Source organism: Corynebacterium sp. TUM25020 (assembly GCF_056388495.1).
Genome location: NZ_JBWJFG010000001.1, coordinates 458,770 through 480,205, shown reverse-complemented (window position 1 = coordinate 480,205; position 21,436 = coordinate 458,770). Strand labels below are relative to the sequence as shown.

Here is a 21,436-nt window from a genome sequence, read left to right as displayed (position 1 = left end):
TAAGAAACCTTCGATCCCACTTAACTGCGCAGTGCGCTCTTGACGGCCTCAATACCAGCTGGGATGCCAGCGGCGTCAGAACCAGAGCCCTGAGCCATGGCGGGCTTACCGCCACCGCGTCCAGCGACCTTCTCACCGAACGTCTTGACCAGCTCGCCAGACTTGATGCCTTGAGCCACGGCAGCGTCGTTGGCAGCGGCGACGAAAGGCACCTTGTCTCCATCAACGGAAGCAAACACCACAACAGCGGCTTCAGAGCCGAGGCGGTTCTTCGCATCCATGGCCAGGGTACGCAGATCGCCAGCTGCCACTCCCTCGGGGAGCTGTTGGGCCAGGACCTTGACATCACCCAGCGTTTCGGCCTTGTTTACCAGCTCGCCGACCTGGCTCTGCAGTTGCTGGCCACGCAGCTGCTGGATCTGCTTCTCAGCGGCCTTCAGCTTGGCGGTGAGGCTATCGATACGTTCAGGGAGTTCCTCGCTGGGAGTCTTCAAACTGGTAGCCAGACCCGCAACAAGGGACTTTTCGGTGCTCAGGAAGCGGAAGGAATCCATACCCGTATATGCCTCGATGCGGCGGATACCGGATCCGACGGAGGACTCGCCCAGCACGGCGATCGGGCCGATCTGGGAGGAGTGATCGACGTGGATACCACCGCAAAGCTCCATGGAGAATGGTCCGCCAATCTCCACAACGCGAACTTCGGAGCCGTAGTTTTCGCCGAAGAGCGCCATGGCGCCCATTGCCTTTGCCTCTTCAAGGGAGGTTTCGATGGTGTTGACCTGGTAGTCGCTGTCAACGGCACCGTTGGCGATCTCCTCGATCTGACCCAGCTGGTGCTCGGTGAGCTGCTCACCATAGTTAAAGTCAAAGCGCAGGTAGCCCGGCTTGTTCATAGAACCGGCCTGTACGGCTGTGGGGCCTAGCACCTCACGCAGTGCGGCGTGGATCAGGTGGGTACCGGAGTGCGCCTGACGGGCCTGGTGGCGCCAAGCCTTATCGACAGTGGCCTGGATCTTCTGTCCCACAGCCAGCTCACCACCGCTAACGGTCACATGGTGCACCCACACCTTCTTACCGACCTTCTGCACATCCTCGACGCGGGCGGCACCCGAGGTGGACTTCATCTCACCACGGTCGGCCATCTGACCACCGGCTTCGGCGTAGAACGGGGTGCGGTCCAGAATCACCTGGGCGGCAGCGCCCTCCGGAGCGGTCTCCACGAGCGCGCCGTCACGGATAATGCCCAGCACGGAAGCCTCGTCGGCCAGGTTCTCGTAGCCGGTGAACACAGTCGGGTGATTGTCCACGAACGGGCGGTAGATCGTCTGATCCACGTGGCCTAACTTCTTGGCATTGTTGTCGGCCTTGGCGCGGGCCTTCTGCTCCGCCATGAGGTCATGGAATCCGTCAATATCGACCTTGAGACCAGCTTCTGCGGCCATTTCCTGGGTCAAGTCGATCGGGAAGCCGTGAGTATCGTGCAGGGAGAATGCAACGTCGCCCGGCACGGTATCTTCGCCGCGTTCCTTCGCGCCACGTGCCCAATCGTCGAACATCTGAGAACCAGACTCGAGGGTCTTCAGGAAAGACTTCTCCTCGGCCAAAGCCACTGCGCGGATGCGTTCGTAGTTGTCGGCGATCTCTGGGTAGGACGGGGTCATGGTCTCCCGCACGGTATCCATGAACTTCTCCAGCGTCTCGCCCGTTGCACCCAGCAGACGGGCAGAACGGATAATGCGACGCAGCAGACGACGCAGGATGTAACCGCGCCCCTCATTACCGGGGGTCACGCCGTCGAGCATCAGCATAAGGCCAGTGCGGGAGTGGTCGGCGATGACGCGGAAGCGCACATCGTTGGTCTTATCAGCACCGTACTTCGCGCCTGTTACCTCCTGGGCGACGTCGATGACAGGGCGCAGCAGGTCGGTTTCGTAGACGTTGTCCACGTCCTGCAGGATGCAGGCCACACGCTCGATGCCGAGGCCGGTATCGATGTTCTTCTTCGGCAGCTTGCCGACGATTTCGAAGTTGCCCTTTCCAAGCCCCTCGCCACGTTCGTTCTCCATGAACACGAGGTTCCAAATCTCGATGTAACGGGTGTCGTCGACAATCGGGCCACCCTCCTTGCCATGCTCCGGGCCGCGGTCGTAGTAGATCTCGGAACACGGGCCACACGGGCCGGGGATGCCCATGGACCAGTAGTTGTCCTCCATGCCAAGGCGCTGGATCTTGTGCTCAGGCACACCGATCTTCTTGTTCCAGATCTCTGCAGCCTCGTCGTCATCGGTGTAGACGGTGACCCACAGACGCTCCGGGTCGAGCCCCAGGCCGCCCTCGTCCACTGGATTGGTCAGCAGTGTCCAGGCGTGCGTGATGGCGCCTTCCTTAAAGTAAGCACCAAAGGAGAAGTTGCCTGCCATCTGGAAGAACGTGTTGTGACGGGTGGTGATGCCAACCTCGTCGATATCGAGCGTGCGCACGCACTTCTGGATAGACGTTGCAGTGCCATTCTCGAACGGTGGGTTTTGCTGGCCTAGGAAGTAAGGCTTAAACGGCACCATGCCGGCGTTGACGAACAGCAGATTCGGGTCGTCCAGGATCAGCGATGCGCTCGGGACCTCGGTGTGCCCGGCCTTGGTGAAGTGCTCGATGAAGCGCTGGCGGATCTCATGCGTTTGCACGTTGGCTTTACCTCGTAGATTTTTAGTCGAAAGTTTTAATCGTCGGTCAGTGTAAACCGTAGATGGAACGCATACATTCTACCCCCGGGTCAAAAAGGAGCGAACGATAGCCCTCAGGCTACTCAACCGAGCTGCAATGGTCTTTTCGTGCCCATGGGTGGTTGGCCGGTAGTACACGGCATCCTTCAAATCCTCCGGCAGATATTGCTGCGGGACAACTCCCTTGGGGTCATCGTGCGGGTAGACGTACCCCACCGCATTACCTAATGCCTTAGCGCCTTGGTAATGACCATCGCGCAAATGCGCTGGCACTGCCCCGCCTCTACCTGCCTGAACATCCCCGATAGCGGAGTTAATCGCGGCGATTACTCCATTGGATTTCGGGGCGGTAGCCAGGTGGATTGTGGCCTGCGCCAGGTTCAGGCGTGCCTCCGGCATGCCAATAAAGCCCACTGCGTGGTACGCAGCGACGGCAACCTGCAGTGCTTGTGGATCCGCCATGCCGATGTCCTCGCTGGCATGAATCACGAGTCTGCGCGCAATAAACCGCGGGTCTTCCCCACCCTCTAGCATTCTCGCCAGGTAGTGCAAAGCCGCGTCAGGGTCCGACCCACGGATGGATTTGATGAAGGCACTGGTGATGTCGTAGTGCTGGTCGCCGTCGCGGTCGTAGCGCGCCACGGCCTTATTCAGGGACTTTTTTACTTGGGACGCCACCAGCTCCCCAACTTCATTTTCCCCATCGAACTGGACTCCCTCGGCTGCGGCTTCCAAGTAAGTCAAGCTGCGCCTGGCGTCTCCTGCGGACATGGCAACGAGTTGGTCTAAGGCTTCCTCCGTAACATGCAAGCGCCCACCGTATCCTCGCTCATCGTCGAGGGCGCGTTGGAGTACGGTGCGAATGTCGGCGTCGCTAAGCGAAGACAGTTGTACGAGCAGCGACCGGGACAACAGCGGCGATACAACAGAGAAGGAGGGGTTCTCGGTCGTGGCGGCAACGAGCAGGACGGTACGGTTCTCGACTGCGGCAAGGAGGGCATCCTGCTGGGTCTTCGAAAAGCGGTGAACCTCATCGATAAACAAGACGGTGTGCTCGCCGAGGAGGAGGCGCTTGCGGGCCTGCTCGATAATGGCGCGGACTTCCTTGACACCGGAGTTCAGGGCGCTTAATGCCTCAAAGCGGCGCCCCGAGGCCTGCGAGATCAGGCTGGCGATTGTCGTCTTTCCTGTGCCGGGCGGTCCGTAAAGAATCACGGAGGTATCACCCTGGCCCTCGATCAGGCGGCGCAATGGCGAACCGGGGCCGAGAACCTTGTCCTGTCCCACTACCTCATCCAGTGTGCGCGGGCGCATACGAACGGCCAGCGGCGCATGGGTGCCTGGGTGAAAGTAGGCCTCTGCGGACGCCTGATCGGCACTGCTTTCCTGCCTTTTCTTGTCGCCCTGGCCAGTGTGGGAGAAAAGATCGTCCATAGGTTTTACACCTCGTCGACGCTAGTCCTCGCGCTCGTGAGGGAAAGCCCCCAGTTGCGCCAGAACCTTCAGAAGCATACGTGCAAAAGCGCCGATAGCCTCGAAATCCTTGGAGTCGCGACGGCGAGAGAAACGCTCGATGGCCTCCACTGTCGTGGCGAGGTCTTCCAACTGCTCCTCCGACATATGACGGATGGAGCGGGAAACGTCCTGGTTGTCGGACTCTTCGCCGAAGACGAAAGAGGAATGCTTGGCCACCGAAAGGCGCCCGTAATACATCATGATCAACGACAGGAAAGCCCAGCCAATAAGGGCTGACATCACCCATTCGTGGAACACTTCGTCGTCAGAGATCGTAGGCCAAATCTGCTGAGCTTCGGCACGCCAAGCAGCCAGGAACTCAGTAGTCTCGGGTTCGTCCAGAGCGGGGGTCGTGTTGTCCTGTGGGAAGCCCGCGACTACACACGCCACATCAAATGCAGCATCCCGGAATCCCGCCCACTCGTAGTCGAGCAGCACAATGTTGTTGGTGAGCATCACATTGTCCGGGGCCAGGTCAAAGGGCGTAAAGACCTGATACTCGGACTTTGTCTGGCGCTCCGCAGCTTGGGAGGCGTAGCGGTGTACCACCGGGTCGATGGTCAAACCATTGGAGGTCATGAGCTCCACGCCAGATTGGATGAGCTCACCGACGTTGATATCCGATTCATCGATGGCCTCAGGGCTAATCTGATGACGCTGACACTGGCGTCGCATCAGCGTCGAGTAAGCCGAAGCCCCGCCGAACGTCGCGGCATGCATCTTGCCTAGCGAACGGCCGAGCTTACGCAGCGCGACACCCCTCGCTTTGGAATCGTGGAGAGTCAGCACATCAGTGAAACTCGTGCCGTCTCCAGCGTCGGACAGCACCAGTAGGCGCTGGTCGATGTCATATGCAAGCAGTACCGGACCAGGGCGAACTGTCTCGGCCAGCGTGTTCGTGTACTGATAAGCCACAACCTCGCGCAGCATGCCTAGCGCATCGGGACCGAAACTGGCACTACCACCACTGTCAGTTGGGGCGCCCTCCGTGTTGGACTCTGCACCCTGTCCGGCCTCTGGCGGCAGCTGCTTAATGACCACCGATCGCTCCTGCAGGAAAGGATCGGCAGACACCCTGCAGCGCAAAACCATCGAGGATCCACTGCCGCCCAGGTCCTGCGGGTCGCTGAGCTCTGGTGAGCCTCCGAAGCGGGTAGCCAAAAGTTGCGTGGCTGCCTCGACGGTGGACTCGATAGATTGCACTTTAAATCGCCTACTTTTCCTTCTGGCCCTGCTGGCCCTTCTTAGGCTTGAAATCGATGCCAGATTCCTTACGCTGCGCTGCGGAAATTTCGCCCGGAGCGTCGGTCAGAGGATCTACGCCACCGCCGGACTTGGGGAAGGCGATAACGTCGCGGATGGAATCGAAGCCACCCAAAAGGGAAACAATGCGATCCCAGCCGAAAGCGATGCCGCCGTGTGGCGGGGCGCCGAAGGCGAACGCATCGAGCAGGAAGCCGAACTTCTCGCGAGCCTCCTCTTCGCTGATCCCCATGACCTTGAACACGCGCTCCTGGACGTCGGGCTGGTGGATACGGATAGAACCGCCACCAATCTCGTTGCCGTTACACACGATGTCGTAGGCGTAGGCCAGGGCCTCGCCCGGGTTCTCGTCGAAGTTGTCCAGGTATTCCGGCTTCGGGGAGGTAAAGGCGTGGTGCACGGCGGTCCAAGCGGAGTTGCCCAGAGCCACGTCGCCGGAGGCTGTGGCGTCTGCAGCCGGTTCGAACAGAGGGGCGTCCACGACCCAAGTGAAGGCCCAGTCGCCTTCCTTGATGAGCCCCAGCTTGTTGGCGATCTCACCGCGCGCTGCACCCAGCAGGGCACGCGACGGCTTCGTTTCGCCCGCAGCGAAGAAGATGCAGTCGCCCGGCTTAGCGCCGACGTGCTCGGCGATGCTAGCGCGCTCAGCGTCGGTAATGTTCTTGGCCACCGGACCAGACAACTCGCCGTCCTCGCCAACCAGAATGTAGGCCAAGCCCTTCGCACCGCGCTGCTTTGCCCATTCCTGCCACGCATCTAGCTGGCGGCGTGGCTGGTCTGCACCACCGTCCATGACGACTGCGCCGACATACTCGTTTTGGAAAACGCGGAAGGTTGTGTCCTTGAAGAACTCGGTGCACTCAGTGATTTGGATATCGAAGCGCAGATCCGGCTTGTCAGAGCCGTAGTACTTCATTGCATCGGCGTAGGTCATGCGCGGAATCGGGGTGGAGATTTCGTAGCCGATCTCCTTCCAGATAGCCACCAGGATTTCCTCGGCCAGGGAGATCACGTCTTCCTGGTCGACGAACGACATCTCGACGTCCAGCTGGGTGAACTCCGGCTGACGGTCGGCGCGGAAGTCCTCGTCGCGGTAGCAGCGGGCGATCTGGTAGTAGCGCTCCATGCCAGCCACCATCAGCAGCTGCTTGAACAGCTGCGGGGACTGCGGCAGGGCGTAGAAGGTACCCGGGCGCAGACGCGCCGGCACCAGGAAGTCACGAGCGCCCTCCGGGGTGGAGCGCGTCAGCGTCGGAGTTTCGATTTCCGTGAAGTCGTGGTTGGCCAGCACACCGCGGGCGGCCTGGTTCACGCGAGAACGCAGACGCAGAGCATCACCTTGGGACTTGCGACGCAGGTCAAGGTAGCGGTACTTCAGGCGAGTCTCCTCGCCCACCTCACCGGAGGTGGAAGGATCGTCAATCTGGAACGGTAGTGCAGCCGAGGCATTCAGAACTTCCAGCTCGGAAACGTTGACCTCGATGCCGCCGGAAGCCAGGTTTGGGTTCTCCGATCCTTCAGGTCGGGATTCGACCACGCCGGTGACCTTGAGGCAGTATTCGCTGCGCAGGTCGTGCGCGCGCTCGGCTACCTCGGACTCACGGAAAACGACCTGTGCCACGCCGGTACGGTCGCGCAGGTCGATGAAGATGACGCCACCGTGGTCGCGTCGACGACCGACCCAGCCAGTTAAGGTCACTTCATCGCCGATGTTTTCTGGGCGCAGCTCGCCCGCAAGGTGTGTGCGCAGCACGTTCCTCAGAGTCCTTCCTCGTTATTGTTCGCGTAAGTGTTAGCTAGTGTTAGCTTTTGAGCCTTTTTCGACCTTACAGCTTACCTTGTCCATATAAGGCTGTATATGTCACCTAGGTATGGCACGATTCACTTGTGACTTTCAACAATAATTTGAACAATTACTCCGATCGTGGCCAGCGCGGAGGTACCGGCTCCGGCGGAGGCGGTTTCGGCCTCGGGGGCGGGGGTGGCAACCAAGGTGGGGGCGGCGGCCTGTTTACCGGCCTACTTTTTGGCGCCCTCGCTCGCCGCTTCGGCATTCCGGGAATCATCGTTGCCGCCATTCTGGTGTTCCTCTTTAACGGCGGACTCGGAATGTTGGGTGGAAACAATGCCTCCGACCAGCGTGCGGGCGTCAGTAATAGTAGGCAGGGTGAAGGCTTCGAGCACTGCAAGACCGCCGATGACGCGAATAAGGACGACGACTGCCGAATCCTGGCGACCGCGACTTCCGTCGACGATTTCTGGGGCCGAGCACTTCCCGAGGAAGCCGGGATCGATTACACCAAGCCTGGGCTTGTGATTGCCGAAGGCCAAACCAGTACCAGGTGCGGATCGGCAAACCTCGCCAACACAGGGCCTTTCTACTGCCCAGGCGACGAGACGGTGTACATGTCCACGCCCTTCTTTAAGGAGCTAAAAAAGATGGGCGGTTCCGATGGACCGTTCGCACAGATGTACGTCACTGCCCACGAGTTCGGCCACCACATTCAGCAGCTGGAAGGGAACCTGGGGCTAAGCGACTACAACAATCCAGGCGAGGACTCCAATGCGGTGAAAATGGAAGTCCAAGCCGACTGCTACGCCGGTGTGTGGGCCCAGAACGCAGATAAGGGCGAGGGAGCTCTCCTGGAGCCCCTCACCCAGGAGCAGGTCGAGCAGGCAATTAAGACCGCCCGTGCCATTGGTGATGACGCCATCCAGTCCAGCGCCGGGCAGGAAGTTAACCCTGACAAATGGACCCACGGATCCTCAAAGATGCGCGTGGACTGGTTTATGCGCGGCTACCAGGGTGGCACTATGAAGTCCTGCCACCAGGACTTCCAGCGCTAAACGCCCTGGATAGTGGCCTAGATACTGCCCTAGCGCTGCGGAGGAAGGAAAGGCCGCAGCCAGCTTGGCACAGCGTGGGCTGGAATCAGGTGGTTGATCCAACCCCATACGCCGGCGCCGCCAGCGCCCAGGGCGATAATGCCAAGGATGATTGTAGTGATGATGCCAGCCTTGGCCGAGCCACTGATTTCGCCCTTCTGGTTATCGCTAGAACCCGAAGATCCTGTGGAACCAGGGGTATCCGAGGACCCAGAAGATCCACCCGGCTTGTCGGGGTTGCCGGGGTTACCGGGGTCGCCCGGCTCCTGCGGATCCGGAGTCGGCTTCGGGTCAGCCCCCGGAGCATTGAAGCCCACCTTGATCGGATCGTGATCCGAAGCACGGAAGACATTCGGCTCATAGAAGTTCACCACGTTGTAGTTCCGGCGCGAATACTCAAACGCCACCGACTCGTCGGCGTTGATGTCCCAGACATCCGCACCGGTGGCCAGTTGCGTTGCTTTTTCATTGGCTAGCACGTGATCCAGGGATCCCAAGCGTCCGCCGAACTGGTAGGAGTGGCCTGCCTCGTACTTATCTTCGAGGTTGGTGTAGCCCGCCTGCTCGATGATGCTGATTGCTTCTTCCTTTGCATAAGCATTGAAGTCTCCTAACACGAACTGTGGCTTGTCCTTGAGATCGGGATCCTCGCGCAACCACTTCACCAGCTCGCGGGACATGTCGGCTCGCAGACGGGCGTTGTTGCCTTGGCCGTCGCCGGTGTCAGTGTCTCCCCTGGCTACACTCCCCTTGGACTTGTAGTGGTTGACAACCGCCACGAATGCCTGGTCATCAGCCGCGCCCTTGTTCTTGAACTGCTGAGCCAGTGGTTGACGGGCAATCCCGTCGAAGGCGTTAACGTCGAGAATCTTGGACTCCCCGACCGGCTCTACCTTGTCCGGCTGGTAGATAAACGCCGTGCGGATCACATCCTCGTTCTTCGCCACCTTGCTCGGGCTTGGCACGTACTTCCAATTTCCGCCAGCTTTGTTGAGCTCATCAACGAGGTGCTTCAGTGCTGCATCGCGGTCCGCGCCGAAGCGAGCGGAGTTCTCAATCTCTTCCAGCCCCAAAACGGAGACGTTGAGGGTGTTGATTGCCTTGACGATCTTGGACTGCTGGTCCTTGAATGCTTGTTCCGAGTAGGCTCCACGAACCTTGCAGGAATCAGTAGCTACGGGGTTGCCTTCGCGATCGTTGTAAGCCTTGCAGCCGGCCTCGCCTTGCCCCAAATCGGTGAAGTAGTTCAACACGTTAAAGCTGGCAATGGAATGGCTACCGCCGACGGCCTTCGGACCCTGTTCCTCGGCAGGACGTGAATCCTCCCAGTTGATCGGCAGGTCAGCCTGGGCAGTATCCCCCGTGACCTGACGTGTCGGCTGCAATCCCCACGTTTTGAAATTGTAGGAAAGCACCACCGGGTTGGCGAAGCTTACCTGATCCCCGGAGCGCAGCGACTTGATACCCTCCGCCGTCTTCAGGTACGGCTGTGGTGTATTTTGCGCGTCCTTGTTGCGGAAGTAATTCAGCGTCGCGCCATCGTCCAGGGTAACGACGCGCTTGGCATTACCGGCCTCATAAGCTTGAGCTTCCGCACCGGGCGCCACCATGGCAGTTGCCTGGTACAGGGGCTTGTCACCTTCCACCAGGTCTACAGTGCCGTACTGGTTCAGGTTGTAGTTGTTGGTGACGGTGTACGTCGCAGATGGCTTGAACAGCATGTGCTCATTTGCCTCGCGAGTCTCCTCGTCTAGCGGGATCGAATCAGAGATTGGTTCTGGTTTTTCGCCACAGTCTTCGGCAGGGTTGGTGGACTCGGTGTACTTTGCATAACCGATCTGCGTAGATTCGGCGTGCTCTCCTACCTTGCCCGTAACAACGACGCACTTACCCAGGTCGGCTGGGGTGCCATTCTTGCCGGTGTAGACGAACACAGCTTGGGAGGCCTCTCCCGGCTTGTGCAGCTTGGCTGTGCCTCCCTCCTGAATCGTGAAGCCATCGAATCCCCCGGAAGGGTAGCTAGCGGTTACCCAGCCTGCGGTCTTTACCTCTTTGTCCACCAGCGGGGACTCTGCACCCGTGCCCTGGATCTCGGAGATCTTCTTCTGCTCTGCTTCGCCCGGTTGTTCCGGTTTAGTGGGATTTTCCGGCTGTTCCGGTGCCGTCGCATTGGGATCAAGAGCATTACCACCGCTGAAACGTGGAGCTGGAGCGCCGACGGTGAAGTCGACGCTATTGTCGTCGGTATCCTTGCCATCGGCAGCACGAGCTGCTGCCTTGGTGGAGCTCAGAGTCCCAGTACCGGCAGCTTCATTCACCTGCGCATTGCCGTAGCCCACAATGTCGATCGCGGGGTTACCTGCAGCCCATTTGTCGGCGGTGTCGCTCAACACGACGGTGCCATTGGAACCGCTCAGATCCAGGTTGTCCCCGGTGGCGTCCGAAACAAAGTCCTGGGTACCGCCATTACGCGCAGCGCCCTTGATCAGGTAGAACGACTTCGGCTGAATCGTGCCGGATAGGGCAACAGGGTGGCCATTGTTATTTCCCTTTGCGGAAAGATATTGGACGGTCCAGCCGTCCAGGCTGATGGGCTTATCGGTTGGGTTGAAAAGCTCCACATAGTCATTCTTCAAGGTGGCGCCGGAGTTTCCGCCGCCACCGTAAACAGCGCTGATGACGACGCTATCGCCAGCGGGGGTTGCTCCTACGGTTGGAACAGAAAGGATATTGGCGCCGAGCGCCATAGCACTGAACGTTGCGACGGAGGTGATGGTTCTGAAACGAGCCTTCATATTTCTTCAAGCTTTCTGGTGAAAACAGCCCCCGCATTAAAGGTGCGAGAGCTGAAATGGTGAATCAGTGTTGATGTCAGGTGATTAGATGTGGAGCAGGTCGCGAGCCCACTTCGGCAGGATATGGGTCGGGATGCCACCGTGGTTCTGCACCCAAGCGATGGCAGTTGCGCCACCGATGATCACGGCGAGGATGCCCAGGATGGTGCCGATGATGCCGCCGGTGGAGGAACCGGACAGGGAGCCTTCTGCACCCGGCTTCTCGTCCGACGTTGCACCGCAGCCACGATCGACATCGAGCTTGCCTTCGACGGAGATCGGGTAGTTCAGCTTAGAGCCAGCATCGGTGGTGATCTGCAGGAACGCAGCCTCTTCTGGAACGGTAAGGTTGACGGTGGCCTTGCCGGTTTCGTCGCGGGAGTCGGTGATGGTGTTGTCCATATCTTCGGAAGCCTCACCGACAGTGATGGCCTTTTCACCCTCGCAGCGCAGGAACTTGGCGGTCGCCGTCTTCGGCTTTGCCTCAGGACCCGTGTAGCTCAGGGAGCTGAGGTTGACGGTGACGTCCTTGTTCGGAGCCAGGATGGTCCCACGCAGCGCCTCGTCGGTCACCTGAGCCTCGTCCACGCCAGCGCCGGACAGCTGCACGCCGACGGAGGTCTGGTTCGGGCGAATGGAGATATCCGAGTTGTCCTTCAGGTAGCGGTTGAATACATCGACATCGATCTGCCCTGCGTCCTGGAACTTGCCCTTCGCGAAGGAATCGAAACCATCGCCACCGGTGAGCAAGAAGCTGGAGCCCGCCACGCGGTAGGTCTTCGTCGGATCCAGGGGCTTACCGTCGATGGTGACGTAGGAGATGCGCTTGCCCTGCGCAGCATCCGGGTTGTAGGCATACTGCACGTTCTTGGACAGACCGAGCGACAGCATCGGACGCTTGCCACCCTGCTGCCACTGCTGCTCGAGAGCATTCTTCAGGTCCTCACCAGTGATCTCCACAACGCCCAGGGAGTTGCCGAACGGCTGGACGGCGAATGCCTCAGCGAAGGTCACCTCGCCGGATGCCAGGTCCTCACGCACACCACCTGCGTTCATAACACCGATGTCGGCGTTCAGGTCGGTCAGCTTGTTTACACCGTACAGGGTGGCGTCCGCGATCATGGAGTTCAGGGAGGACTCGGTGCCGCGGTTGGTGCCAGTCTCAGCACCGGCGTCTGCACCACGGTAGAAATCGTTCTTCAGGTTCGTGACAACCTTCTCCCCCTCGATCTCCGAGTTTTTCTTCGCTGCGGTGACGATCTTCGCCACTTCTTCATCCGGCGTGGAGCCACAGCGGTCCATCATGTCTTTAGCGGTGCGGTTGGTGGCGGTAACAGACACGACCTTCTTGGCGGCCTTGTCATAGACGATGTCAATGTCAGCCAGATCCATTCCGTAATTGGCCGGCTGCACCAGAACCGGCTTGCCGTCCAGCTTGCGCAGAACATGAGTGTGGCCAGCGATTACTGCATCCACCTTGTCAGAGAATCCGGTGTTGTCCATGCCCTCGTGAACCAGACCCACGATAACGTCAGCCTCTCCACTCTCCTTCAGGCGCTGTGCCTCTGCATTAGTGGCGGCCACTGGGTCGGTAAAGCTAATGCCCTTGATGCCGTCTGGAGAAACGAGCTCAGAGGTCGTGTCAGTCACGGTACCGACATACCCGATCTTCACGCCGTCCTTTTCGATGACCTTAGAAGGGGCGAGCTGTGCGCCCTTAACGTTCGCGCCCAAGTAGGGGAACTTTGCCAACTTGTCGCCGTTCACACCAACCCGGCCTTCGAGGTCATCCCACCCCTTGTCGAACTCGTGGTTACCTACTGCGGAGGTCTCCAGCCCCATCTTGTTCAGTGCCTCAATGGTGGGCTCGTCCTTCAAAATTGAGGACTCGAAGGGAGAGCCACCGATGTTGTCACCCGCAGAAACAAAGCTGGTGTTCGGGTTCTCCTCGCGCTCCTTGTTGATGTAGCAGGCCATCACTGCCGCGCCGGGTTCCGAAATGTTTTCCTCGCGGTCCTTTGCCTGGGACAGGTGACCGTGGAAGTCGGTAACACCGAGGATGTTGAGACTGACTTGGTCGGACTCAGCTGCATACGCGGGGACATTCAGGCCCGCGAGGGCAAGGGCGGGCGCCATGGCGAAAGTCACGACGGCGCGGGAACTGCGGCGGGACAACTTAAACACTTGGGGCTTTCTCCTCGTTGGAAATCGTCAATCGCAAACAATTGCGTAAAAAGAAGGTGTTACAACGAATGAGAGCTAACCATCGTTACGCGCTTTTGTCCGTGCACTATCCCGAGTCGATCCGCACCTGACCTGTACCTTCACGTTAGGTAACAATTCTATTAATCTTTAATTCACCAAAAATACCCCCGCGTGGTGTTACGCGGGGGCAATGGTGTGAACTGTGTGAACTCGACGCCGGTTTAACCCTCGGCTGTCTTTTCCGCCAACAGCTCCACAACTGCTGCCAGGTCTACCTCGTGTTGCTCGTGGGCTGCGAGATCCTTCACCGTCACGGTCCCCTCGGCCAACTCCTTATCACCCAGCACCAGGGCATACAGAGCGCCAGCGCGATCCGCTCCCTTCATCGCGCCCTTGAGCCCGCGATCGCCGTAGGACATATCGGCCGAAATGCCACGGCCACGGAGGTCGTTGACGATGCTCACCATGCGGCGCTTAGCCTCTGCGCCCAGTGCCACGCCGTAGACGTCGACCCTTCTGCCTGTGGACGCCTGCTTATCCTCCGCTTCCAGCGCCAGCAAAGCTCGATCGACGCCCAGCCCAAAGCCGATTCCCGAAAGATCCTGCCCGCCCAGCTGTGCCATCAGGCCGTCGTAGCGTCCGCCGCCGCCGATGCCGGACTGTGCACCCAGTCCATCGTGAACGAACTCGAAGCAGGTCTTTGTGTAGTAGTCGAGTCCGCGCACCATGCGCGGGTTGATGGTGTAATCAACTCCCAAATCATCAAGCAGCCCGGTCACGGTCTCGAAATGTTCGCGGGAGGTATCACTCAAATGGTCGAGCATCAACGGTGCATCCGCCAGCATCTCCTGCATCTCTGGACGCTTATCATCGAGCACCCGCAGCGGGTTCAGCTGCGCACGGCGTTGAGTTTCCTCATCCAGGGGCAAGGTTGACAGGAAGTCCTGCAGCTTTTGTCGGTATGCAGGACGGTCATCCCAGTCGCCCAAACTGGTTAGCTCCAGGCGAAAACCGGTGAGGCCAATGGAGGTAAAACAGCGGTTAGCCAGCGCGATGACCTCGGCATCCAGCGCGGGATCGTCCACGCCAATGGCCTCCACGCCGACCTGCTGGAGCTGACGGTAGCGACCGGCCTGCGGGCGCTCGTAACGGAAGAACGGGCCATTGTAGACCAGTTTGACGGGTAGCTGTCCACGATCCAGATTGTGCTCAATGACGGAGCGCATGACGCCCGCAGTGCCCTCCGGCCGCAAGGTCACCGACCGACCACCCCGGTCGGCAAAGGTATACATTTCCTTCGATACGACATCGGTGGATTCACCTACACCGCGAGCAAACAATGAGGTCTCCTCAAAGATCGGCAACTCCACGTGCTCATAACCTGCCGTGTGCGCCGCGGAGGTAAAGGCGTCCTTAACCGCCTTGAACTCCGCTGACGTCGGCGGAAAATAATCTGGCACGCCCTTTGGCGCGCTCAGGGCCTTAAACTTCTGGGTCTTAGGCTTCTGAGCCTTCTGTTGCTTCTTGTCGCTCTCAGTCACAAAGAAACAGTCTACTAAACCGCTACTTTACGGCTGCCAGGAAGCTATTCGTCCGCTTCTCCTCGCCGATGGTGGTGTGCGGTCCGTGCCCCGGCAAGACGATGTCTTCGTCCGCAAAATCCGTAGTCAGCTTCTTCAAGCTCAGCATCATGTCCTCCGGCGAGCAACCAGGCAGATCGGTACGCCCCACTCCCCCGCGGAAAAGGACATCGCCGCCGATAATCAGCCCATCCACGCGGAACATCACATGGCCTGGGGAATGACCGGGCATGTGGTGGATATCAAACTCCGTACCGCCAATGCTTATCGAGTCTTCAAGGGGATGAATATCCTCAATAGCTGGCATATTGGCCACGTCGAAAGGTACCGCGAGCGGGCTGGCTGCCTGATCCATCTCCAACATGAAACGATCCAGCTCGTGAACGAACACCGGCACGCCAAAGGCACCCGCGTCTCGGATGTGGTCAATGTGGCCGTGAGTCAGCACCACTTTCTCTACCTTGAAGTTGTGTTCGGCGGCGAGACATTGAATACGCTCGTACGCACCTAACCCAGGATCGATAACGACCGCCGGGAAGTTTTCCCCCGAAGTGGCGTCAGAACCATCAATCAAAACATAGCAATTGGTCTCGAAGGGTCCAGCGGCGAAGCTCAAGATCTGCGTGGTCTCCGGCAGGGCTACGGGACGGTCGGAGTAATTGGTGCTCATGCCACTACACCCTAGCGAAAGCTCATCGAGGGGCGTGCCCTTGTGCCCGATTCGTGCTCTCCATAAGGCATAATGGATCACCGTATCTAGCAGAAGAAAGGCTCTAGAAAACGTGTCTGAAAAGAACTACCCGAACGAGGCCAAGCGTGACGAGGCGCTAAAGGAGCTGGAGAAGGCTCTGAAGTCTCGTGAACGCAAGGCCAAGATCGCTCCTCTGGGCGTGGTTTTCGCCACCCTCGCCGTGCTGGTCCTTATCGTAGGTGGCATCTGGTTCGCTTCCACCTATAGTTCCGATAAAGATGAGGATCAGGTCGCCGAAAGCAACGAGCAGACCTCCGAGCCGGAAGTGGAAACCGCAGCACTCCCCGAGGGGCCTCTGAAGCCCTACGGCAATAGCGTCAAGTGCGAGTACAAGAAGGACCCGAAGGGCAAGCTCAGCGAGGCTGGTCTGCCGGACGGCAATGACGTTTCTGCACATGGCACCCAGAAGGTGACTCTCACCGTGAACGGCGAGAAGGTTGGTCTGGAGCTGGCCAACGATAAATCTCCGTGCTCGACGAATTCCTTCGCGCATCTGGTGCAGAAGAAATTCTACGATTCCACCAAGTGCCACCGTTCCGTCAAGTCTGACTCCATGACCATCCTGCAGTGCGGTGACCCGGAGGGCACCGGTGCAGGCGGCCCAGGCTACTCGTTCCCGGATGAGTACCCGACGAACGGAGTTAAGAAGGACAAGGCTGAAACTCCCGTCAACTACAAGCGCGGAACCCTGGCCATGGCCAACAGCGGTCCGAACACGAACGGAAGTCAGTTCTTCCTGGTAACGGGAGATACCACCTTGCCGCCGAAGTACAACATCTTCGGCACTATCGACGAAGAGGGTCTAAAGGCACTCGACAAGCTGATGGAGAAGGCACCGGAGGGTGATGCAGCCCCGACCGAGGACATCAAGATCGAGTCCGCGGTACTGGGTTAACTCCCACCGCGCTAAATCCGACCGCGTTAAGTCCCACTGCGCAAGATGCAACGTGACCGGAGGGGCTAGATCCTTCTAGCCGCCGGTCGTCACACGGTAGACGTCATAGACACCCTCGACATTGCGCAACTGGTTCATCATGTAGCCCAGCTGCTTCGTGTCCGACACCTCGAAAGTAAAGCGGATCGTTGCCACCCGGTCGCCCGCTGTGTGCGAATTCGTGGCAATAATCGGCACCTTCTGCTCCGATACAACGCGTGTGACCTCGGAGAGCAATCCATTGCGATCCAGTCCTTCGATCTGGATCGTCACCATAAACACCGCGTTGTGGAAGCTGCTTGCCCACGAAACCTCGATGATGCGCTGTGGCTCTTGATGTAGTTTCTCGGCGTTAGTGCAGTCGGTGCGGTGGACACTAACTCCCCCGCCCTTCGTGATGAAGCCGAAGATCTTATCGCCTGGCACTGGAGTACAGCACTTTGCCAGCTTGGCAGAGAAATCCGACTCACCTTGAACTAGGATGCCGGAGCCATCTCCCCGCCCTTCCTGTGGCGTGTTGGCAATCTTCGATGTGGCGGGGCGAGAATGTAAAACGTCATCCGCCTCGGATTCCGGCTCCACCCCGTCAACCAGGCGGTGGCATACGTTCCCCGCTGTGATCTCTCCCCGCCCAATGGCCGTATATAGTGCCTCGACGTCAGAGTAGTTAAGTTCGCTGGCCAGCAATCGCAGCGATTCGTGCGTAAACAAACGGTGCACCGCAAGGCCACCGCGTTGTGCCTCCGCGGCCAGCATATCGCGGCCTTTTTCTGCAGCTTCTTCACGGCGTTCCTTGGCGAACCATTGACGGATCTTCGCCTTCGCCCGTGGGGAGACGACAATGTTCATCCAGTCCTTCGACGGGCCGGAGTTTTGATCCTTGGAGGTGAATACCTCTACTTTGTCGCCCGTCTTAAGCTTGGATTCCAGCGCCACTAACTTGCCGTTGACTTTCGCGCCAATGCAGCGATGCCCAATCTCCGTGTGCACCGCATAAGCGAAGTCGATCGGTGTGGAGCCGTTCAGCAGCGTAATCGCATCTCCCTTTGGAGTGAATACGAAGATCTGGTTGGTGGATAGGTCATAACGAAGCGAATCCAGGAACTCGTTCGGATCCGCTGCTTCCTTCTGCCAATCCAGCAACTGGCGCATCCACGCCATCTGGTCTACTTCCTGCGACTCGCTATTGTTATTGCCGCGAGTTTCCTTGTAGCGCCAATGCGCCGCGATGCCGTATTCGGCATTATGGTGCATTTCATGGGTGCGGATCTGCACCTCCAGTGGCTTGGTATCGGGCCCAATCACTGTGGTGTGCAGCGATTGGTACACACCAAAGCGGGGCGAGGAGATGTAGTCCTTAAAACGTCCCGGCATTGGCTGATATAGCGTATGGATCCCACCAACCGCGGCATAACAGTCCTTCACGCTATCCACGAGGATGCGTACCCCGACCAGGTCAAAGATCTCGTCGAAGTCGCGGCCGCGGACAATCATTTTCTGGTAGATCGACCAGTAGTGCTTCGGTCGGCCTTCCACGGTGGCATGCAGAGAGCTGCGAGACATTGCCAACTCGATCTCCTGCTTGACCTTGGCCAGGTACTGGTCACGCTTCGGAGCCCGGTCAGCAACGAGACGCACGATCTCGTCGTACTTCTTCGGGTACAAAATGGCGAAGGCGAGATCCTCTAGCTCCCACTTCACCGTCGCCATGCCCAGGCGGTGCGCTAGCGGAGCGATCACCTCAAGGGTTTCGCGGGCCTTTTTAGCCTGCTTTTCTGGTGGCAGGAAGCGCATCGTGCGCATGTTGTGGAGCCGATCCGACACCTTGATCACCAGTACGCGCGGATCCTCGGACATGGCGACGATCATCTTGCGGATCGTTTCTGCCTCCGCCGCGGACCCCAGCACTACCTTGTCGAGCTTAGTGACGCCATCTACAAGACGTGCGACCTCTGTGCCGAAATCGCGGGAAAGATCCTCCAGCGAGTAATCCGTATCCTCCACCGTGTCATGCAGCAGTGCTGCGACCACCGTGGTGGTATCCATACCTATCTCGGCGGCGATAGTTGCCACGGCGAGCGGATGGGTAATGTACGGCTCACCCGACTTGCGCTTAACGCCCTCGTGCAGCCTTTCGGCCGTCGTATATGCGCGGTTGAGCAGAGCCAGATCGGCACGCGGATGAAAGCGTCGGTGCACAGAAATGAGTGGCCCCAGAACCGGATTAATCTTCGGTTTCCCGGTGCCGGTGAGGCTGCGCGCGATGCGGGCCGCCATCCATAGCGAACCCTTTTCGTTGCTCATTACCGCTTACATCCTGCCTATGTTTCTCTAGCTTGTTCTATGTAGTTGTGGGTCTTTTGTGGACGCCACCTACGTCTCAAAGCAGCCGAGCGGGTCAGCCAGAGTGATCGACCACATAAAGTGGCAGATCCTTGAGGCGATCGCGGCCGTCCAACGCAGCCACTTCTAGCACCACGCCCAGTCCGCAGACATTCGCCCCTGCTTTTTCCAGCAGTTCCCGAGACGCGCTCAGCGTTCCGCCCGTGGCCAAAACGTCGTCGATGAGGAACACATTCTTGCCTTGCAGCGGAATGGCATTACCGGCGGGGATCTCCAGGGCGGCCGTGCCGTACTCCAAAGCGTAGTCGACGTGGTGGACAGGAGGTGGCAGTTTACCGCCTTTTCGAACTGCTAGAATGCCCACCCCCAGTTCGTAAGCGACGGCGCTGCCGAGGAGGAAACCGCGCGCATCCAAACCACCAATGAGGTCAATGTCGTAGTTGCGGCAGTGATTTGCCAGATCCTTCACCAGGGCTTTGAACGCTGCGGGATCAGCCAGTACTGGAGTGAGATCCTCAAAGACGATTCCGCGCGAGGGGAAGTCCGGAACGATCCTGATGAGACGGCGGAGTGCCTTGGCGGCAGACTCCGGTTGTTCGGTGCTTGTTGCGTTGGCTGTTTCTTTGGCAGAAGTCAAGCTCTCGGGTCCTCTTCTCTTGTGGCGCTTAGCCGTGCTGCTCGGTTTCGTAGTGCTCACTAGGGTTGGCAGGTTCCGTGGCTTCGGTTCCTACGGCTCCATCATCGTGCTGGTCAGAAGCCCGGCCAGTAGCCACCGGCTCGTCGGATTCGATCCAGCGGTCCATATTCCAGCTCACTCCCGAATCAGAGGTGCTGTCCAACACGTTCGCGGCATGAATCTCAGCCAGGATGGTGCGTGGTTCGGTCACTAGTGGCAGGGTGATGGCTTGCTCGGCAAGAACTGCTTCCGCGGCGCGGATCCCCTTCAACGGAGAAGCCTGGGTGGAGTTCACCTCGGAATTGCGGCCTATTGCCGAGCGGGTATCCAATGCCACGTCGTAATCTACGCCAAGTAGCCCATAGTTTTCAGACTTGCGGGGCACGGCCTCGATCTTTACGCCCGCCTTGGCACACTGAGAAGACAGGGCGTCGACAATCTTTTTATACCGCGGAACGCTATCGAGGAAACCAATCCGAATGGTCTGTCCGTTCAGCAACGTCCGCGCTTGTTCAATGTCGACGGCGGTGTTTGCATCGTTAATGTCGTTGAGGTATCCCCGCAGAGGGTGACCGGGTCCGATGACGCGCAGTCCGGTGGGTTGCACCGCCGCGCCGGTCTCCTTTTCCACTTCCCCGGCCAAAACCTTGCGGTCGATGCAGGCATTGAATGCGCGACGAGCCGCGGGATCCTGCAATACGCCCAAACCGGAAAGGCGGAGTGTATCTGTGCGTTCCGCGTTGGTTTCAACGACGCGGAAATCGTCACTATTCAGCCCTAGGTCGCTTGCTACCTTGCCTGGCTTATCGCCAGCCCCTTGCTCGGTATCTACGACAGAAAGTTGTTTATTGTCCGCAAGCTTCTTAACGTCCGCATCACGCGGCCACAAGTACAACGGAGTCTGGGCGGGCTCCACGCCCTTCCACTCGGGGTTCTTCTCCAGCTTCAGCGACCCATTTTCCTCCTTGCCGCTGATCTTGTACGGCCCCGAAGTCGGCACGTCGGCCGGGTTAGTCTTGTCGAAAGAGAAGACGTCTTGCCACGCCCGACCCAGATCAGTGAGGGTCTGCTCATCGGAAGAATTAAGTGCAGTGACGATATCGTCTACCCCTGCCTTCTTCGCCACGGTATGGGACGGCAAAACCGTGCCGGGGCCAAAGAGTTCGCGGTAGCGCTCTCCGCGCTTATCCGCAAAATGCACGCTAAACTTCTTTGCCCCTGCGGCACATTCCACTTGCTCTACCTGACCGAACAATGGCATATCGGAGCCGAAGAGATCGGGGCGAGTACTGGCCTTGTACGCCAGCAAGAAATCATCGCAAACTACCGGCTTAGCATCGGAGTAGGTCGCTTTCTCATTGATGGTGTAGTCCACGCGCCGCGGGTTGCCCGGCGCAGGCTTTGCAGTGACTAAGTCGCCATTGGGCAGAATCTGACCACGTGGCCCGGAAATGAATGCTCCCGGGTATAGACGGGCGGATACTTTCGCTGCGTCCGTTGCCACGCCAACACCTGTGCCCGCATTGGAGGTGACCAGGTCGCTCGACAGGACATAGCCGAACTGCTCGGGAGTGTTAGCAACACCAGCGTCTTTGCCGCAGCCGGCAAGACCCGCAGCTGCCAGAGCGGCGGATAGAGCCAGCACCATGGTCGCTTTCGTCGACCCGCCTGTGTGCCGTTTGCGGTTCACTGGTCGCCTCCCCGTAGACAAGTTGTGGATGATTGA

13 protein-coding genes are annotated in these 21,436 nt (G+C 59.0%); 2 read left to right on the top strand and 11 right to left on the bottom strand.

Annotation, left to right across the window (positions count from 1 at the left end; genetic code table 11):
- Window positions 1-20: 20 nt before the first annotated feature.
- The 4 genes from alaS to aspS all read right to left on the bottom strand — a co-directional run bounded on the left by alaS (window position 21) and on the right by aspS (window position 7,254).
- On the bottom strand, window positions 21-2,684 hold the full coding sequence (alaS, locus tag AC05K6_RS02135) for an alanine--tRNA ligase (RefSeq protein ID WP_476727629.1): 2,664 nt from the start codon (window positions 2,682-2,684) through the stop codon (window positions 21-23).
- Between the two features lie 78 nt (window positions 2,685-2,762).
- Window positions 2,763-4,157, bottom strand: a complete 1,395-nt coding sequence (locus tag AC05K6_RS02130; RefSeq protein ID WP_476727628.1) for a replication-associated recombination protein A — start codon at window positions 4,155-4,157, stop codon at window positions 2,763-2,765.
- A 21-nt stretch (window positions 4,158-4,178) separates the two neighbouring features.
- Window positions 4,179-5,441, bottom strand: a complete 1,263-nt coding sequence (locus AC05K6_RS02125; RefSeq protein ID WP_476727627.1) for a phosphotransferase — start codon at window positions 5,439-5,441, stop codon at window positions 4,179-4,181.
- A 10-nt stretch (window positions 5,442-5,451) separates the two neighbouring features.
- Entirely contained in the window at window positions 5,452-7,254 is a 1,803-nt protein-coding gene (gene aspS, locus AC05K6_RS02120) for an aspartate--tRNA ligase (RefSeq protein ID WP_293791535.1), read from the bottom strand.
- Window positions 7,255-7,388: 134 nt separating this feature from the next.
- Between aspS and ypfJ the strand changes: the two genes are divergently transcribed.
- A complete protein-coding gene (gene ypfJ / locus AC05K6_RS02115) occupies window positions 7,389-8,348 on the top strand; it encodes a KPN_02809 family neutral zinc metallopeptidase (protein ID WP_476727626.1) in 960 nt (319 codons plus the stop codon).
- 29 nt (window positions 8,349-8,377) lie between these two features.
- Here ypfJ and AC05K6_RS02110 read toward each other — a convergent pair whose 3' ends face one another.
- The 4 genes from AC05K6_RS02110 to AC05K6_RS02095 all read right to left on the bottom strand — a co-directional run bounded on the left by AC05K6_RS02110 (window position 8,378) and on the right by AC05K6_RS02095 (window position 15,676).
- Window positions 8,378-11,182, bottom strand: a complete 2,805-nt coding sequence (locus tag AC05K6_RS02110; RefSeq protein WP_476727625.1) for an ExeM/NucH family extracellular endonuclease — start codon at window positions 11,180-11,182, stop codon at window positions 8,378-8,380.
- An 84-nt stretch (window positions 11,183-11,266) separates the two neighbouring features.
- The gene (locus AC05K6_RS02105) at window positions 11,267-13,405 is read right to left on the bottom strand and encodes a bifunctional metallophosphatase/5'-nucleotidase (protein ID WP_476727624.1); all 2,139 of its coding nucleotides are present in this window, start codon (window positions 13,403-13,405) and stop codon (window positions 11,267-11,269) included.
- Window positions 13,406-13,647: 242 nt separating this feature from the next.
- Window positions 13,648-14,967 (bottom strand): histidine--tRNA ligase, encoded by a 1,320-nt coding sequence (gene hisS, locus AC05K6_RS02100; protein WP_476727623.1) that lies wholly within the window; start codon window positions 14,965-14,967, stop codon window positions 13,648-13,650.
- Window positions 14,968-14,989: 22 nt separating this feature from the next.
- A complete protein-coding gene (locus AC05K6_RS02095; RefSeq protein WP_473963259.1) occupies window positions 14,990-15,676 on the bottom strand; it encodes an MBL fold metallo-hydrolase in 687 nt (228 codons plus the stop codon).
- Between the two features lie 112 nt (window positions 15,677-15,788).
- On the opposite strand from AC05K6_RS02095, the gene AC05K6_RS02090 reads away from it, so the two are divergent.
- Window positions 15,789-16,652 (top strand): peptidylprolyl isomerase, encoded by an 864-nt coding sequence (locus AC05K6_RS02090; RefSeq protein ID WP_293791541.1) that lies wholly within the window; start codon window positions 15,789-15,791, stop codon window positions 16,650-16,652.
- 75 nt (window positions 16,653-16,727) lie between these two features.
- Here the strand turns inward: AC05K6_RS02090 and AC05K6_RS02085 are convergent, their stop codons facing one another.
- The 3 genes from AC05K6_RS02085 to AC05K6_RS02075 form a co-directional block, all read right to left on the bottom strand.
- Window positions 16,728-18,995 (bottom strand): RelA/SpoT family protein, encoded by a 2,268-nt coding sequence (locus tag AC05K6_RS02085; protein ID WP_476727622.1) that lies wholly within the window; start codon window positions 18,993-18,995, stop codon window positions 16,728-16,730.
- 94 nt (window positions 18,996-19,089) lie between these two features.
- Window positions 19,090-19,671 (bottom strand): adenine phosphoribosyltransferase, encoded by a 582-nt coding sequence (locus AC05K6_RS02080; RefSeq protein WP_476727621.1) that lies wholly within the window; start codon window positions 19,669-19,671, stop codon window positions 19,090-19,092.
- 28 nt (window positions 19,672-19,699) lie between these two features.
- Window positions 19,700-21,400: an ABC transporter substrate-binding protein gene (locus tag AC05K6_RS02075; protein WP_476727620.1), complete on the bottom strand. Its 1,701-nt coding sequence runs from the start codon at window positions 21,398-21,400 to the stop codon at window positions 19,700-19,702.
- Window positions 21,401-21,436: the final 36 nt, after the last annotated feature.